Consider the following 17,198-nt stretch of genomic DNA (forward strand, 5'->3'; position numbering starts at 1 on the left):
GCAGTAAAATCACCGCGTTTGTTGCCCGTCAGGCTGTGTACTTCATCAATGATCACCGTTTTTAGTTTGCCAAAGATCTGCGGCGCATCGGCATACGACAGCATTAACATCAGTGATTCCGGCGTGGTTAACAGGATATGCGGCGGCTTTTTTCGCTGTCGTTGCCGTTTATGTGCGGGGGTGTCACCAGTACGGGTTTCAACACGGATTGGCAGGCCAATATCTTCAATGGGCTTCAGCAGATTTCGATGAATATCGTGAGTTAGTGCTTTAAGTGGAGAGATATAAAGCGTATGCAAATACTCACTTTCAACATTGCTCAATTGGTGAAGTACGGGCAAGAAACCCGACAAGGTTTTACCTGCACCAGTAGGAGCAATAAGTAACACAGACTGTTGCTCTAACGCCTTAACGAATATCTCAGATTGGTAGCTTCGAAAAGTCCAGCCTTGCTGGCTGAACCATTTTTCAAAAGCAGGCGATAGCGACATGATGTTGAATGAGCTTAATTAAACTCGTTAATACGCCAAAAACAGATTTTGGGTTTAGCAACAGATTGAAAAACTAACTTTTACTGCGCCGGTTACTATCTATACGACGACCCAGGGATCGCGTGCAAGTTTTCTCTGGCATAACGCGCACCAATCAGATGCGGCACTACTTCATAAAAAGACAAAAACACAAACAGTGGCCAGTCGTACCAGCGTAAGTATTGTTTTCCAATACGTTTAGCGTGGAACCAATCCAACTTTAGCTTTTCTTTCATTAACAGCGATATGCTTTTGTGCGCGCTAACCGACATACACTGATGTCCTTTATTGCGCTGTAAATCCCATAAAAAAGCCAGCCCACCAATAGCATGCTGCATAGCCCCCTCGCGAGCGATATAAAACACATGGCCTGCAGCTCTGATTTTATCGTTGCGCAACTCAGCCGACAGAAAGGGGGTCGCGGCATGCGGGTAAGGAAATACTTCTAAAATGTCACGGCGATAGATTGCACCATTGTTCGACACTTTACTGGTTGGCCCCGATTTACCCGGGTCGTCCCATGCGCGGTGCAACAGATTGCAAACCCGCCGATAGCTGCTGAATTCACCATAATAAGTTCGACCACTTGATGCCGCATAGTCTCCGGATAAAAGACCCGACATTAACTCGCGCAGCCAGTTATTTGTAGGTGTACAATCTGACTCCAGTACCGCTATATATTCATGCTTACACTGACTAACACCGTAGTCTTTCAGCACTGCTGACTGAATGGAGTCGTAGTAGAGTATTTGAAGATGGGGAACAAAAGCATAAAGCTGATCGGGGACCGGCTGGTCCTGTACCTGAGTACTTTCTACCAACACCACATCAAAACCTTCTTCTATATCCTGGTTTGATAGTGCCTCCAGCAACGCCAGTTCGTCGTGCCAGGTTTTTTGCTCACCTGCTTCATAATCAGATACAGAAATGACACAGAGTCGGTTCGATGATGTAGTCATAAAACATCCTTATTTATTGTTATTATCAGGATAATACTTTAGTACTATGCTGCTGTACATTTTTCATACTAAACGAGTTGTGCGTGTATGCAAGCTATTTTAAGAGAAATTCTGAAGCATAGTTAGAGTGCTTTTCAAACTAAACGCTCACGGTCTGTTGTGATAAACTCGAACAAACCTCGATATTTGAATAACTCTTGATGATGCTGCATCGATTCGCCCTGATACCATTACTGGTCATTACACTCATTGCGTGTAATGACAACAGTTTGCCTACCATTGGCCGTACCCAGGGCGATTTCCCGATGCAGACTTTATTGCATTTTGACAGTGAAAATCAGTGCTATCGCTTTGCGCAGAATGTGTTGTTTGAAGCCCCCTTTGCTGACGGGATGGCGTATCCCAGGGACACCTGCCTGGAAAGTGCTAAGAAAATTGGCAGAAAGACATCTGAGGAAGTCGCAGCGTTGCACGTGTCACTTACGTACAACGGCGAATATTACATCGTAAAAAGCGGTTACTAATACGCGTCAATCCAAATATCTCCTCAGGCGTATAAACGTTGTATATACGATAACACCAGACTGGGAGAGAATTTACTTTGGATGCTTCACAGTGGTTACACAAACAACGACAAGGACTCTATTGTGAACCTGCCAACTGCTACATCGACCCGCTTCACCCCGTAGAACACGCATTAATTACCCACGCGCACGCGGACCATGCCATTAGCGGGCATAAGTCGGTAACTGCCACAGCAAGTACGCTGGCTATTATGCAGAGCCGCTATGGCGAAGACATGGCTGGGTCGACTCAAGCGGTAAACTACCGCGAACAGATTTCGTTGGGTTCATCGCACGACCCAGTTACCTGTGTGTTTTATCCGGCAGGCCACATTTTGGGTTCCGCGCAAATCCTACTATGCTATCGGGGCACCCGGGTGGTGATATCAGGAGATTATAAGCGACAGTCAGACCCTACCTGCCTCCCGTTTGAACCCGTGCAATGTGATGTATTCATAACTGAAGCCACTTTCGCACTGCCGGTGTTTAAGCATCCCTCTATCGAGCAGGAAATGTCGAAGCTGCTGGACTCATTAGCTGTTTTTCCGAAACGTTGTCACCTTGTTGGTGTTTATGCCTTGGGTAAGTGTCAACGAGTTATACTGGAATTGCGGGCGATAGGCTATACCGCGCCCATTTATCTGCATGGTGCACAGCGTAAACTGTGTGATTTATATGAACGCCAGGGCATTGAGCTGGGGGAGTTAATTGACGTCGCCGAGGTGAACGACAAGCAATCACTGGCTGGTAACATTGTGCTGGCACCGCCTTCTGCATTGAGCGACCGCTGGTCACGCACCCTGCCTAATGTGAGGCGAGCCATGGCGTCAGGCTGGATGCAAATTCGCGCCAGAGCCAAACAACGGCAGGTTGAACTACCGCTGGTTGTGTCGGACCACTGTGACTGGCAAGCTCTACTCGACACCATTGAAGAGGTGAACCCTAAAGAAGTGTGGATCACCCATGGCCGCGAAGATGCCTTGCTGCATGCGTTAACACAGCAAGGCCGTACCGCTCAGGCACTGAGCATGGTGGGCTATGAGTCCGATACGCAGGATTAGCCATGCAAGCATTCAGTGAATTACTCGAAAACCTCTACTACACCACACCCAGCAATGAGAAACAGCGGTTGCTACTGGCTTACTTAAAGAATACACCCGACCCGGATCGCGGCTGGGCCATTGCTGCGCTGGCCAGCACGCTGCGCTTTGAGTTTTTTAAACGACATACCGTAAAAGAACTCATGTTAAGCCGGGTTGACCCGGATCTGTTTGCGATGAGTTATGACTACGTGGGCGAAGTCAGTGAAACGGTAGCGCACTTATGGCCTGATGCTACCGAGCAAACGGCAGCTTTGCCGACGCTGAACGAACTGGTAACAGCCTTCCAACAGGTGTCTAAACAAAAAGTCAGTGCACTACTTGCCGACTACCTGTCGATTATGACGCCACCGCAACGATGGGCGCTTATCAAATTAGGTACCCGGGGACTGCGGGTCGGTATGTCGGCACGCAGTGTGAAAAAAGTCCTGGCGACTTATGGCAATGTACCTGTTGAAGATATCGAACAACTGTGGCACGCCCTTTCTCCCCCCTACGCTGAATTGTTTGCATGGCTGGACGGCAAACAACCTAAACCAGATATATCCAACGCTGTGACGTTTCACCCGGTAATGCTGTCGCACCCGTTACAAGATGATGACCTTGAGGCTATTAAAGCCCAACCTGACGAATGGCAAATTGAGCACAAATATGACGGTATTCGCGTACAGTTGGTATGCAATGCCAATGGAAAAGCCATATACAGCCGCACCGGCGATGATATCAGTCACGCCTTTCCCGATGTGTTGGAACAACTGCATTTTCATGGCGTGGTAGACGGTGAATTACTGATCATGAAAGACGGTAATATCGATAGCTTTAATGCGTTGCAACAGAGACTCAACCGCAAGAAACCCACCAAGGCATTGCTTGCATCCCACCCAGCAGGCGTCATGCTTTACGACATTTTGAAATACCAGCAATCAGACGTTACCCGGCATTCCCTCGATGTGAGACGTGAGTACCTGGAAAAGTGGGTAGCCAACAATCAACAACCGACCTTTCAACTGTCGCCGATGTTGGCGATTCACGATGAAGAGCAGCTTGAAGCAGCGTATCGGCAAGCCGCTGACAATCCTTCCGTTGAAGGCTTAATGCTAAAGCGCCTGGCTAGCCCTTACACCGCAGGCAGACCCGTTGGTCAGTGGTTTAAATGGAAACGCGAAGCGCTGTTAGCAGATGCGGTAGTCATGTACGCCCAGCGCGGTCACGGCAAGCGTTCAAGCTTTTACTCCGACTATACGTTTGGCGTGTGGGAAGGCGACAAATTACTGCCGATTGGCAAAGCCTATTCTGGCTTCACAGACGAAGAATTGAAAAAGCTCGACAACTGGATACGGCGACACGCAACCGGGCGATTCGGGCCGGTACGTGAAGTCGAGAAAGCCCTGGTTTTGGAAGTGGCCTTCGACGCAGTGCATCCATCAAGCCGCCACAAATCCGGCGTAGCCCTGCGCTTTCCCCGCGTTCACCGCATCCGCTGGGATAAACCGGCCAGCGAAGCTGATACCCTGGATGCAGTGAAACGGTTGATTCGGTGATGCTGGAATTGGTAGGCGCTACGAACCAAACACAGAAACACAACTTTGAGAAGTTTGATGTAAACCAACACAAAAATGCCTAACGGAAATTTGTCCGCTGCTTGGGCTTGTTAAGCTCACCTCTGACGATACTTTTCGATGATTGTATTGGCCGCTATATTTAGCTGCTCTTGTGCGGTTTCAGATACATAGGGTGTAACGAGGAATATACCTAGTCCTTCTTTGGGATAAATGGATATCCAGGCTGACGTGCCGAAAGTTCCACCGCCGTGATAATACTGCCCCTCAGAATCTAATCTAAACGTATTCCAAATATAGGCTCTGCCTAACCCATCCTCGTCTCCAGCAAGTAAAGTTAGCGCCTTTTCAGCTATCTTATTGTCGCTGTTGAGATAATAGCTTAGATATCTGCCCATATCTGGCACTGTGGATTTTAGGCCTCCCGCTGCATTAAAGTAGTCAGACGCGTCTGGTGTGGGAAGGCCGTTTTCATGTGTTCCTCGTCTCCACCTGGCATGTTCACTTTCAGAAAAGTGAGCATAGGTCTCGATTTGCCCTGTAAACTTAAAAACATAGCGCTTAAGAAGTTGCTCTATCGGCGCGTTGTATAGATTTTCCAGTACGATACCGATGATTCGAACGCCTGAGTTTGAATAACGATATCTACTTCCTGGTTTCTCTTGAAGTGTATATCCGTTTAATATGTTGATTAGGTTTTCATCATCGTGGGCAATAAAACACTTAAGCCGCTCATCTGGCAGGAGATTAATTCCATCGCACGATAAATCGGTTGGAAGCCCGGAGATATGTGTCGCTAAATGCCTGACTGTGATTTCTACGCCTTGATATTGTAATGCGTCTTTATTAACCCTATCGAGGTATCGAGAGATTGGAGCATCGAGTTCTATGAGTCCATCAGATACGGCTTGCGCTAAGATTAATCCGACATGCGTTTTGGTAATAGAACCTATGTCGTAAAGGGTATTGTCGGATGGACTTAAGCCATCGGAAAATTCGCCGTAATGATATGTACTCACGACGCCTTCTGTTACGAATGCTACGGATACCGCGCTAAACTTAGTGTTCGAAATTAGCCTGGCAACTTCTTCATTGATTATTTCAACCTGTTTATACTGCTTAGTTATCTCAGGCTTTGAACATCCCAAAACGAAAACGCAAGCTATGAACATCGCAAAGAGACGTAGTCTTTTTAGTTTTTTTAAAATGGTCGAATAACACATCAATCTTTCCTTGAAATCTTTGCTTTTTACCCAGAAGTGAGGGTTTCAGCATGAGACGTTAATATTCTTCCACTCCACTTGCCGCAAAGATGATTTAGCGCAGTTTCAGCAAGTACTTCCTGCAAATCAAATTCGCTATCTAAGCAGGATATCTGATTGTGACTTACGCTCAGGGGTTCCTCACACACGTCTTTTGAATCATTGCCTGACTGGCTTGTTCGCCATATTCATCACCCGTTGATTTTGCGACAGCCAGGTCGATGCGCGCAGTGTCGCATTGACGTTGCAACGTCAAAGACATGAGGTAGTTCTGATCTTTTTGCTTTTGTGCCAAACCCTTTATTCCATTGTATTCGGTTCGGCTTTCGGGGCTTTTATCTCGCTCATAAGGCGGCGCGTAATTCGTTGCGCAGCCACCTAACAGCAAAATAATAAAACCAGTCGGAACTGTGTATTTGAACAAAACCGTCACTCCACGCTGTACCAGGCAGTATCACGGTGAGTTTATGGTATTAATTCAGGATTTTAGTGCTGATACGCCGGACTTTTTACCCGTTTGTACACACTTGGGAAGTTTGGGAATACCGAGCCCCCTTATTCTTACTTGTTATATGCCAAGTAAGTCGGGGTTTTCCAGAAAAACCCGCAAGCGCTTTTTCTCTGCGTCACTGAAATGTGTTGCCATGTATTGTTCAATAGCCTGTTGTTGCTCTGCATCAGTCATTTGCTGGTCTTGTTGCAATGCATTGTGCCACTGCTTGTAACTCTTTACCTTTTTCTGCCAAGCCTGACGTTTCTCCGTTGTTGCCTGCAGGCGAGCTGCCACCTCGGCGCCGAACTCTGCCGATGCGGCGTTATACAAAGCTTCACCTTCATACTGGATGGCGAGTTCACGCAACGCTTTGACTTCCATAGAGTCTGTAAAACCTTGCTTTTGAGATTCGGGCAGCGCAGCCAACTGCTGCTCAATAAGCGCCGCTTTTTGCGCTTCGGAATAATAAGGATCCTGAGATATTCTCAGGCGCTCAAAAGCAGCCAGATCAAACGCAACGTCTTCGGCAAACAGACATTCATACTCCGGTTCCGAAAAGTAGTTGTAGCGCATCTGTGTTAGCGCGTCCATTCTTGCAGTAATCGCTTCCAGGTCCGGTGTAGCAAGGCCATCTTCTGGTTCGAGAGCCAGCAAAGCCACTTTGTATTCCACGTACCGTGTGAACAAATCCATGTAAGCGACGAGCTGTTCGCCGTCGTACCCTTGTTGAGTTCTGTTTTCGCGGTATTCAGCCAGAATAGCGTCTGGCCTGAGCCCTTCGCGTTCAAAAATGAAGGCGTCAAACTCGTCCTTTAGCCCCGCATGCAATGTAAACAGGCGCTCGGGGGGAACAGGGTTAATTGAATGGTGAGGTTGCGTGGTGTCATCTGAAACAACCAATTCGGTTGGCTCCAGATTGTTTCCCGATGTTGCCCTTTCAACATCGTTTTCGAGTTGTTGTTGCCTTGACGTGGTGGTGAGTTTTAACCCCACCACCAGCACTAAAAGCGCAATCAGTATTACGCTCTTTCGCACGTTACAGGCCCAGTGACTTCAGGCGCTGTGCCTGTTCTACAAACACCTGTACCGGATCGGTTTCAAACCAGTGATGAATACCAAAGACCTGATTGACTTCGTCCAGGTGATTCATGCGATAGCGGTCATTAATAACGTACCCTAACTGTGAACTGCAACTGGACACCAAGCCGTCGTTGGTTTCATCAAACGCTAAGCCGGTTAACACCATAAACGAGTCGCTTACATCCAGTGCATTAGTCAGCGTTTTACCACCACTCCATGAAAAATAGTAAACGCCATTCTCGGCCAGCATATCACCGTCATTTGTACAGTAACCGCTTGGCATGCCCTCTGGATAGCGAGCGTTAAACTTTGCAGCGCCTTCTGTGGTAAGTGAGTCCAGTGCGGCTACGCTGTCTGTTGGCAACGCTCGCGGGTCGGATCCCGTGACCAGCTCAATCACACTAGCAAAAGCATTAAATACTGTGGCGGCAACGCCTTCCTGAGGAGAGTCTTCAGTCAAACCTGCCCGAACAATATCCGCCACCTTACTGCCCTGATTCACACCTGCAACCGAGGTGGCTGATGCAACCAGCTCGGGCGCAACACTGGCGACGTATCGGATAGTTGGACCACCATGACTGTGACCAATCAGGTTAACCTTTTCAGCGCCTGAATGAGCTAATACCTCCTGCACATAGGCCAACAACTGCTCGCCTCGTACTTCACTGGAATTTGCAGGTGACACTGTAGCGGTATATACCTTCGCGCCGTAGCGTGTCAGTTTGTTGGGTACTTTGTAAAAGTAATCAACGCCCAGGGCGTCATCAAATCCAAACAAGCCGTGCACAAGCACAATCGGATATTTGGTTGAGGTATCAGGGGCCGCGTAGGCAGGTACAGCAGCGTTAAACAACCATGCCAAACAAGCGAAATAGAGTGCTTTTTTCATGTGTGAGTCCTGTCTTGTATATTTTCAGTTGTCATTAATATTCTGTCGTTAGGATCTCATCAGAGGTCTAACCATTGTTATTATTTTGTTAACATTCCATTAATTTTTTCAACTTTCAAGTGAAATATTACTTTTGGGACATGCCATTTTTGCTACACGATAGCGGCAAGACTCGTAGTATTTCTTGAATTTTCCTTATAAATTAGCGCATTAATCGCGAAACCTGCAGGTAGTCAGGTTCATAAGCCGACTCATTCACAATATGAATGCACATCATAGATAGCAGAAATACATTTGAGATAATAAATACGTCGAGACATCGGTATAAATGATGTCTCTTTATAAGGAATGGGCACCCGGCTTTTGAAACCAGACTGGAAAATTGTGGGTATTTAACTCAAGCTGACGCGCTGGCTCTTGCGCTTACCTGTTGATGCCATCGCTTCAGATTTTCCTGATACTCGGTCATTCTAATTTTAACTACGCGAGCAAAATCAATCGCACATAGTGCAATGATATCGGCAATAGAGAATGAGTCTCCGGCAATGTAGTCACTCTCGCCCAAACGAGCGTCAAGGATATCCAGAAATGCGACCACATCTTTACCAGCTTGTTCTCCAAAAGCAGGCACAGGGGTCATACGGTCTTTGAAATAACCGGTAGAATGCTGAAAACATTGGGTAACCGGTAACATTAAGCTCTGATCAACACGCCGCTGCCACATGCCTATAATGCCCTTTTCCAGCGGTGTCGTTCCCATTAACGGCGGTTCGGGATGCATGGCTTCTATGTAGGTACAAATCGCGTCGGTTTCACTAATACAGGTGCCATCAGCCAATTCAAGAATGGGTAACTTTCCCATCGGATTCTTAGCCAGCATCTGGGGTGTGCGGTTTTCCCCTTTTTGGATGTCGAGTTGCACGTAGTTCGCCGCGATGCCTTTTTCCGCCAGAAAAATGCGTACCCTGCGCGGATTCGGCGCCCGGGACGAATCGTAAATGATGTATGACATAGTTTGACTCCCTGTTATCTGACAGCCTAAGGCCTGTTAATCTGATTTACTAACAGATTAATCATTAAAGTAACGCTTATAAAGCTGGATATAGTTCACTCTCATCGACGGGCACAGTCGCCACCGACCGGAAAACGGATTTAATTTCATGCCGGTTTCGTAAACCGGTTCAAACCTGTCCGACTTCACCCAATCGGCTAATTCTTCAGGTTGGACAAATTTTTTCCAGTCATGGGTGCCAACAGGCAAATAGCGCATTACGTATTCCGCCCCCAAAATTGCAATTAACCAGGACAACCAGGTCCTGTTTAACGTAGCCAGTACTAATGTCCCTTTGGGGTTAACCAACTGGGCGCATTGCTTAATTAATGCGGGTTGATCTGGCACGTGCTCCACTACTTCTGCGTTGATCACAACATCGTATTGATTACCGTCGGCGATTTGCTGATCGCTCAGTTGATGAAGATAACGAATCGTGAGCCCGGATTGCGACGCATGTAACCTGGCAACTTCTATACTCACTGCACTGGCATCAATACCCGTTACCTCGGCACCTTCTTTGGCCAGCGCTTCACTGATAAGCCCCCCACCACAGCCGACATCCAGTACGGTTAAATCTCGCAGACACTGAGGACTTTGTGGATCGCGATTATGACAATACGCCAGATGCCTGACCATATAGGCAGAACGGGTAGCATTAAACGCCAATGCGGTTTTAAACTTGCCGTTAGGGTCCCACCATTCCCTGGCCAATTTATTAAAACGGGCCAATTCCTTAGCCGAAGTATTTTCTTTAATTGGTTGACTTAGCTGACTTTTGTCTAACATCCGACAATTCCAAAGACACCACTTTATGGGCATGAAGTATAGTACAGCCTGAGTCTGATGATGAAGATTTGTGTAAAGCAGACTGTATTTATGCTCATCTCAATTAATTGATCGACGGTGATTAAGCATTGTCTGTTGTTACCCTCGCCGAATCAAATGTGATCACTATGAAAGAGATGCCAGCAATAATTTTATACTAAAGTTGAAATTTAATGATTTGCACACTACGTTTTGTTTTAGTGATTTGCGAAAGGAACACACCAATGAACCTGCAATTTATCGATTTGCACACTGAGCCACCTCGTTCATTGATTGTGGTCGCAAAGAAAACAGGCATGCAGCTTACGTATCTGGTTATATCCTTGGCATGCTGTGTTTTGGCAGGGCATCTTCTGGATATTGAGTATTTATATCGTCCGGTTCAGGATGGTCCGTCTACGCATCCGCTCACCGCATTATTATTCCTGCTGCTGGCGATGGCCTTGCTCTTTCAGTTTACGCACCGGTCTGTTTCCTTAGGCTTGCAATTTATTGTCGCTTCAATATTGGCATCACTATTCATGTTTAATGCAACATCGCCTGATCAGCCATTTCTGTCTTTGTCATCGTCTAAACACCTGGCAGACATTTTTAATCTTCAGCCCTCTAACCGTTTGTCGGGCAATAGTTTCGTTGTGATAGGTTGTATGCTGTTTTCAATATGGGCCCGCAAGCGCAGACATCACATACTTTGCCAGGCCCTCGCATTAATGTCGCTATGCATCGCTACCATGGCTCTAATAGGTTATGCCTATCACACTCCGGCTCTTTATCAGGATATGTCATTGTTTACGGTAACCCTTAGCTTTTTCCTTGCCGCTTCGGTGCTGGGGATTTCAGCAAACAGAGGAACAGTTCGCGCGGCACTCTCCCCTCATCTGGGAGGTCAGATAGTCCGGATACAATGTATTGTGGGTGGGGCATTCTTCTTTGGCACCGGCTACCTGGTGTTTCGCTCTTTAGCCAATGCGCAGGTGAGCAGTTTATTCGGAAGCTATATGATCGCTGTTTGTTGGTTCCTGTTCGTGGTGCTTATGACCGGGGCGAGTGTATTCGAGCAAACCGACCGCACTCGACGCAAACAGGAAAAGAAACTACGAGCGGTGGCGCTCTACGATGAACTCACCCAATTATTGAATCGTCGGGGATTTAAACAGATCATTGACCAACAACTTGCACATCAACGCAGAGTCGGTGGTGGAATGGGTCTAATGCTGGTAGACATTGATCATTTTAAGCAGGTAAATGACCGCTATGGCCATGACATAGGAGATAAGGTTATTCAGCACGTGGCCTGGCATCTTCGCCGACTGGTAAGGGATACCGATTCAGTATGCCGCTATGGCGGTGAGGAATTTGCCATATTGCTGCCGCATACGGAGCCCGAAGGTGTAATCATTGCCGCCAACACTCTTCAACATGCCATTGAAGCACTCAGCATGCCGCTATTTAACGACTCGCATTCGGAAACTCTGTCAGTAACAGTATCGATAGGTTGCTCTAATGTGGTGAATGGGTTAACTGAGAAAGCCTTCAAACGCGCTGATGAAGCGTTATACGAATCTAAACGCGCAGGCAGAAACTGTGTTTCCGGGCGATTCGAAGCGCCACATTCCGATTATTCCAAGTCCAGGAAGGCACACCGAAGCCGTCATTTTTTCCGTACCGCCAAACAACAAAGTTAATTCGTTACGATTGTCTGGCAGCCCAGTTTGCCAATGCAGCCTGAGCATTGGCATCGATAGCGGCCTTGTTCTGGCTTACCCAGTATTTTTCCATCACGCGTACATTGGCTTGATTTGCCTTGTAAAAGAAGTCGGCTATGTCACCTACCACAGGTATAAAACCTAAGCCAAAATCGAGCAGTGCATTGCGCAACATCACTTTTACCAACCCGGTTGGTAACCCCATTTGCTTACCCAGATAAACAATACGCAACGCAGCGATAAGCATAATTGCATCCCCTACTCCGGGGATTAAACCAATAATGGCATCAAACCCAATGCGAAAAGGCACAAACGGGAGCTTAAACGCAGTATCCAGCCGGTTAGCCAGCTTTTGTGCTTTCAGCAACTCAGTAGGCGCAGTAACTCCCGTTGTGTTGTTCATTGTTTGCTTCCTAGCTCCCTCGCCAGCTGTTCACGCTGTGCATTGTTGTCTGAAACCTGCCAGCCATGCAGGTTTTCTTTTACCAGTTCAAACAACATATTTATATGCGCTGGATCGCTGTTAAGTGCGGGAATATATTCATAACGCTCTCCGCCAGCTTCCATAAAGTACTCACGATTTTCTTCGCCAATTTCCTCAATCGTTTCCAGACAATCGGCAGAAAAGCCTGGGCATACCACCTGCACTGACGTCACGCCCTCGGACGGCAAACCCTTAAGGGTTTCATCGGTATAGGGTTTCAACCACTCTTCGCGGCCAAAACGCGATTGGAAGGTAGTCATATACTCGGACTTTGTTAATCCAAGTGCCTCAGCGATAAGACGTGACGTTTTGTGACACTCACAGTGATACGGATCGCCATTGTCCAGATACCGCTTCGGAACACCGTGATAAGATAAAATCAACTTATCTGCCCGTCCGTGTTGCTGCCAATGTTGCTGAATCTTATTCGCCACCGCCTGAATGTAGCCAGGACGATCGTGGTAATGGCTGATAAAACGAAAATCCGGTAGCCAGCGACGTTTAACAAAATCATGCGCTACTGCATCAAACGTTGACGCAACTGTAGAGGCACTGTACTGAGGATAAAGAGGCAGTACCAGTAACTTGCGAACCCCCGCATTCAGCATGCGATCAATAGTATTGCTAACGGAAGGCTCACCGTAACGCATGGCATACTCCACCACCACGCTGTCACCGAATGCTTTTCGACATTCCTCTGCCAGGGCCGTGGCCTGTGCTTTGGTATGCACCATTAATGGTGAGCCGTGTTCAGACCACACCGAGGCATAGGCTTCTGCGGAACGCTTTGGACGCACATTCAAAATAATACCGTTTAAGATAAACCACCATATCAGGCGGGGAACTTCCACCACCCGGGGGTCAGACAAAAACTCCTTAAGATAGGGCTTAAGCGCGGCTTTAGTAGGCGCCTGAGGCGTACCTAAATTGGTAATTAACACACCAATTTTATCTGACTGACCATGGGTAAATCCGGTATTTCCAGTGAATTTCATTTAGTTACTATTCCGCGTTTATAACTTGCTATGTGTGCATACTACGAAAAGCACGCCCAAACAGACTACTACGGCTGATAATAAGTCGCGGCACCCGGACCAACCGGCATCCCCAACACAAATACCCAGATGAAAAACAACAGGGTCCAGCCAATCATAAATACCATACTGTAAGGCAGCATCATGGCGATTAATGTGCCCATACCTACATCCCGCTTATATTTAGCTGCCATAGCCATAATTAAACCAAAATAACTCATCATTGGTGAAATTACGTTGGTAACCGAGTCACCAATCCGGTAAGCAGCCTGAATGACCTCAGGCGCAAATCCCACCAACATGAGCATAGGTACAAAAATAGGCGCAGTTACTGCCCATTGAGCTGAAGCGCTACCCAGTGATAAGTTTACTATCCCGCACATTAAAATAAACAGCACGAACACTTCGGGGCCGTCGAGACCTAACTGCTGCAACAATGCCGCACCTTCTACTGCCATTACCGTGCCCAGATTGGTCCAGTTGAAGAACGCGACAAACTGCGCGGCAAAGAATACCAAGGTGATATATAACCCCATAGATCCCATGCTTTTAGACATCGCATTAATGATGTCGCGATCGTTTTTCATGGTACCGGCAAGGCGTCCGTAAACAAAACCAGGTATTGCAAAACTGATAAAGATAAACGCCACAATGCCCTTCAGGAAGGGCGAGCCAGCCACCTCTCCGGTGTTGGGGTGTCGCAATATGCCATTGTCAGGTATCACCGTTAGCGCCAGTACAGCACAAACACTGAAAAACGCCACACCCGCCCATTTGAGGGCACGGATTTCAACGTCTGAGGGCGCTTCCATTTTTTGCTTGTCCAGCACAACAGATGCCTCGTTGCTGTCGTACTGGCCTAATCGGGGCTCTACCACCTTCTCAGTAACAAGCGTACCCATCGCTGCAATTAAAAAGGTACTAATAAACATGAAATACCAGTTTACCTCAGGGCCGACAACATAATCCGGATCGATCATACGGGCAGCCGCTTCAGTAATCCCCGACAACAGCGGGTCCACCGTTCCGAGTAACAAATTGGCACTGTAGCCCGCCGAGACACCGGCAAATGCCGCAGCCAGTCCGGCCAGTGGATGACGCCCCAGCGCATGAAAGATCATGGCTGCAAGGGGAATGAGTACCACATAGCCCAATTCTGATGCGGTATTGGAGATGATGCCGGCAAACACAATGGCAAAGGTTACCATGCGTTTGGATGCATTCATTACCAGTGCGCGCATGGCGGTAGACAGCAATCCGGAATGCTCAGCTACCGATACCCCCAACAGGGCAACCAGTACCGTGCCTAACGGCGCAAACCCAGTAAAATTGGTGACCAGGCCAGTAACAATGCGTTGTAAGCCTTCGGCGCTCAATAGTGAAATCACGGGAATCATGCCATCCGGTGAACGGCCTTTAGCCCCTTCCGGTCGTGGATCAACGACTGAAACCTCAAAATAACCCAAAATACCGCTGAGAATAACAATCCCCAGTGCGAGCAATGCAAATAGCGTAACCGGATGCGGCAGAAGGTTTCCAAGCCACTCTACAGTGGTGAGAAACCGTGAAAAGAGGCCTTTTTGCGGCGTCGATTCTGTCGGTTTAGTGATGTTTTCTACACTCAAAACATATCCTCTGTCGTTTATTATTATGATGTTGCTTTTATGTCCTGGCGGATAGCGATTATTACCAGGCTATTTTTAACGCGAAGTTTACCTCATTTCGCGGTATTTGGGCAGCGAATCAGCAGTATTTGCGGCAGTTAGCGGTATGTTAAAGAACGTGACAACCGGTATTGGTATAGTAGAAAGCTTATCGCTGTGTTTCTATTAAGCCTAACGAAAAAAGCCGATGCAGTGCATCGGCTTTTTGTATTTGCATTAGTATGCGTTGCGGTTATTTGCCGCCTGTACGTGACTTCATATAACGGAAGAAATCACTGTCAGGTTCTACCACTAACACATCGTCCTTGCTGTTAAAGCTTGCCCGGTAAGCATCCATACTACGCAGGAAACCATAGAACTCAGGGTTTTTAGAGTAAACTTCAGCATAGATTTGCGCTGCGGTTGCATCGCCTTCACCGCGCAACTGACGGGCATTACGCTCGGCATCAGCCAACATAACCGTTACTTTTGCTTCGATGTTAGCTTTAATTACTTCAGCCTGTTCCTGACCTTGAGAGCGATGCTCACGCGCCACACCGGCTCGCTCAGCACGCATACGCTGGAAAATAGAGTTACTGACTTCGGTAGGCAGGTTAATTTGCTTAACGCGAACGTCAACAATTTCAATACCCAACTCGTCAGAAGAGGTTGCAGTTTGTTCCATAGCGCGTTCCATTAGCTCGGTACGCTCACCAGACACAATTTGCGAAATAGTACGGCTACCAAACTCTGTTCTTAAACCGTTGTTTACTTTCTGCTTTAACAACGCCTCAGCCTGCAGTTTATTGCCACCATTAGTAGACAGATAATAACGGGCAAAGTCCTTAATACGCCATTTCACGTATGAGTTAACAATAAGGTCTTTTTTCTCAGAGGTAACAAAGCGATCCGGTGCACCGTCCAGCGTTTGAATACGTGCATCCAGTGAACGCACGGTGTCAATGAATGGCAATTTAAAGTGCAAACCCGGTTCAAATACCTTAGTTTGCCCAGTTGCGGTATCACGCTGAACTTTACCAAACTGAATTACAATGGCACGCTCACCTTCTTTCACCACAAACAGTGAACCTGAGCCTAATACAACAAGCGTAATTAATAACGCGATAAATAAATTTTTCATTAGTCGTTATCTCCCACCACGCCCGCTGTCACTGCGCAAGCCAGACGAAGTCGTCGGTTGCGTTACGCGAGAGCCACTGTTATTGGCGCTGTTCACGTTCTGAAGACCTTCAAGGGTGTTGCGCATACGGTTGATGGTTGCGCTACCTGAGTTCTGGCCTTCCATGATTTTGTCCAATGGCAGGTACATAATGTTGTTCCCACCTTCGCCACTGTCGACCATGATTTTGCTGGTGTTAGAGAAAACCTGTTCCATTGTTTCTAGATAAATACGCTGACGGGTAACTTCAGGCGCTTTTTCAAACTGGGGCAGTAACTCGCTGAATCGGGCCACTTCACCCTGGGCTTCCAGGATTACACGTTCTTTATAAGCCTGAGCTTCTTCGTTCATACGATTAACCTGACCACGAGCACGTGGCTCGATTTCCCGGGCATATGCTTCGGCTTCACGAATAAAGCGCTGCTCATCTTCCTGTGCAGAAATAGCGTCATCGAACGCATCTTTTACTTCTTCAGGTGGGCGGGCATCCTTAAAGTTCATATCGATAATAGCAACGCCAACATTGTAGGGAGCAAGAATGGCTTCCAATTCTTCCCACACGCGCTGACGAGTTACTTCGCGGCCATCAGTTAGCACATCGTCCATGGCTGAATGTCCAACCACGTAACGAATAGCACTGTCTAACGCCTGACTTAAACTCATTTCAGGATTGGTAACGGCAAACGTCCAACGGTACGGGTCAACTACCCGATACTGTACTTCCATTTGCACGCTAACTACGTTTTCATCTTCGGTAAGCATGGAGCCTGAAGACGATTCGTAGCGAATTGATTGCACGTCAACCGGAATAACTGAGTCGATAAAAGTTGGCTTCCA

The 17,198-nt window shown here is 47.4% G+C and carries 17 protein-coding genes; 4 read left to right on the forward strand and 13 right to left on the reverse strand.

Going from position 1 to position 17,198, the window contains the following annotated elements:
• Window positions 1–491, reverse strand: a 491-nt coding sequence (locus ACLR2L_RS11640) for a DEAD/DEAH box helicase (protein ID WP_413368399.1), incomplete at its 3' end; no start/stop codon positions are given.
• A 95-nt stretch (window positions 492–586) separates the two neighbouring features.
• On the reverse strand, window positions 587–1,489 hold the full coding sequence (locus ACLR2L_RS11645) for a hypothetical protein (RefSeq protein ID WP_413368400.1): 903 nt from the start codon (window positions 1,487–1,489) through the stop codon (window positions 587–589).
• A 200-nt stretch (window positions 1,490–1,689) separates the two neighbouring features.
• Here ACLR2L_RS11645 and ACLR2L_RS11650 point away from each other — a divergent pair, with 200 nt between their 5' ends.
• The 3 genes from ACLR2L_RS11650 to ACLR2L_RS11660 all read left to right on the forward strand — a co-directional run bounded on the left by ACLR2L_RS11650 (window position 1,690) and on the right by ACLR2L_RS11660 (window position 4,693).
• Window positions 1,690–2,013, forward strand: a complete 324-nt coding sequence (locus ACLR2L_RS11650; protein ID WP_413368401.1) for a hypothetical protein — start codon at window positions 1,690–1,692, stop codon at window positions 2,011–2,013.
• A 77-nt stretch (window positions 2,014–2,090) separates the two neighbouring features.
• Window positions 2,091–3,113, forward strand: coding sequence for a ligase-associated DNA damage response exonuclease (locus tag ACLR2L_RS11655; protein ID WP_413368402.1), 1,023 nt, complete (start codon window positions 2,091–2,093; stop codon window positions 3,111–3,113).
• A gap of 2 nt (window positions 3,114–3,115) precedes the next feature.
• Window positions 3,116–4,693, forward strand: a complete 1,578-nt coding sequence (locus ACLR2L_RS11660; protein WP_413368403.1) for a cisplatin damage response ATP-dependent DNA ligase — start codon at window positions 3,116–3,118, stop codon at window positions 4,691–4,693.
• 116 nt (window positions 4,694–4,809) lie between these two features.
• Here the strand turns inward: ACLR2L_RS11660 and ACLR2L_RS11665 are convergent, their stop codons facing one another.
• The 6 genes from ACLR2L_RS11665 to ubiG form a co-directional block, all read right to left on the reverse strand.
• Complete coding sequence (locus ACLR2L_RS11665; protein ID WP_413368404.1) at window positions 4,810–5,934, reverse strand: serine hydrolase domain-containing protein; 1,125 nt, start codon at window positions 5,932–5,934, stop codon at window positions 4,810–4,812.
• A gap of 169 nt (window positions 5,935–6,103) precedes the next feature.
• Window positions 6,104–6,397: a hypothetical protein gene (locus ACLR2L_RS11670; protein ID WP_413368405.1), complete on the reverse strand. Its 294-nt coding sequence runs from the start codon at window positions 6,395–6,397 to the stop codon at window positions 6,104–6,106.
• A gap of 144 nt (window positions 6,398–6,541) precedes the next feature.
• Window positions 6,542–7,501 carry a lipase secretion chaperone gene (locus ACLR2L_RS11675; RefSeq protein ID WP_413368406.1) on the reverse strand — a complete coding sequence of 320 codons (960 nt, stop codon included), beginning with the start codon at window positions 7,499–7,501 and terminating at the stop codon, window positions 6,542–6,544.
• A 1-nt stretch (window position 7,502) separates the two neighbouring features.
• On the reverse strand, window positions 7,503–8,435 hold the full coding sequence (locus tag ACLR2L_RS11680; protein ID WP_413368407.1) for a lipase family alpha/beta hydrolase: 933 nt from the start codon (window positions 8,433–8,435) through the stop codon (window positions 7,503–7,505).
• Between the two features lie 397 nt (window positions 8,436–8,832).
• On the reverse strand, window positions 8,833–9,447 hold the full coding sequence (locus tag ACLR2L_RS11685) for a glutathione S-transferase family protein (RefSeq protein ID WP_413368408.1): 615 nt from the start codon (window positions 9,445–9,447) through the stop codon (window positions 8,833–8,835).
• Window positions 9,448–9,504: 57 nt separating this feature from the next.
• A complete protein-coding gene (ubiG, locus tag ACLR2L_RS11690) occupies window positions 9,505–10,275 on the reverse strand; it encodes a bifunctional 2-polyprenyl-6-hydroxyphenol methylase/3-demethylubiquinol 3-O-methyltransferase UbiG (RefSeq protein ID WP_413368409.1) in 771 nt (256 codons plus the stop codon).
• Window positions 10,276–10,538: 263 nt separating this feature from the next.
• Here ubiG and ACLR2L_RS11695 point away from each other — a divergent pair, with 263 nt between their 5' ends.
• Window positions 10,539–11,999, forward strand: coding sequence for a GGDEF domain-containing protein (locus tag ACLR2L_RS11695; protein ID WP_413368410.1), 1,461 nt, complete (start codon window positions 10,539–10,541; stop codon window positions 11,997–11,999).
• 4 nt (window positions 12,000–12,003) lie between these two features.
• Here the strand turns inward: ACLR2L_RS11695 and ACLR2L_RS11700 are convergent, their stop codons facing one another.
• The 5 genes from ACLR2L_RS11700 to hflK form a co-directional block, all read right to left on the reverse strand.
• On the reverse strand, window positions 12,004–12,423 hold the full coding sequence (locus ACLR2L_RS11700) for a DUF4112 domain-containing protein (protein WP_413368411.1): 420 nt from the start codon (window positions 12,421–12,423) through the stop codon (window positions 12,004–12,006).
• Window positions 12,420–13,499, reverse strand: coding sequence for a ferrochelatase (hemH, locus tag ACLR2L_RS11705; RefSeq protein ID WP_413368413.1), 1,080 nt, complete (start codon window positions 13,497–13,499; stop codon window positions 12,420–12,422). Before hemH ends, ACLR2L_RS11700 begins: the two co-directional genes overlap by 4 nt.
• A 68-nt stretch (window positions 13,500–13,567) precedes the next feature.
• Window positions 13,568–15,163, reverse strand: coding sequence for an AbgT family transporter (locus tag ACLR2L_RS11710; RefSeq protein WP_413368414.1), 1,596 nt, complete (start codon window positions 15,161–15,163; stop codon window positions 13,568–13,570).
• 271 nt (window positions 15,164–15,434) lie between these two features.
• Entirely contained in the window at window positions 15,435–16,322 is an 888-nt protein-coding gene (hflC, locus tag ACLR2L_RS11715) for a protease modulator HflC (RefSeq protein WP_140960995.1), read from the reverse strand.
• Between the two features lie 6 nt (window positions 16,323–16,328).
• The coding region (hflK, locus tag ACLR2L_RS11720; RefSeq protein ID WP_413368415.1) for an FtsH protease activity modulator HflK at window positions 16,329–17,198 on the reverse strand (870 nt) is incomplete at its 5' end.

The organism is Alteromonas sp. AMM-1, assembly GCF_047290655.1.
In the GTDB taxonomy this organism is placed as follows: domain Bacteria; phylum Pseudomonadota; class Gammaproteobacteria; order Enterobacterales; family Alteromonadaceae; genus Alteromonas; species Alteromonas mangrovi.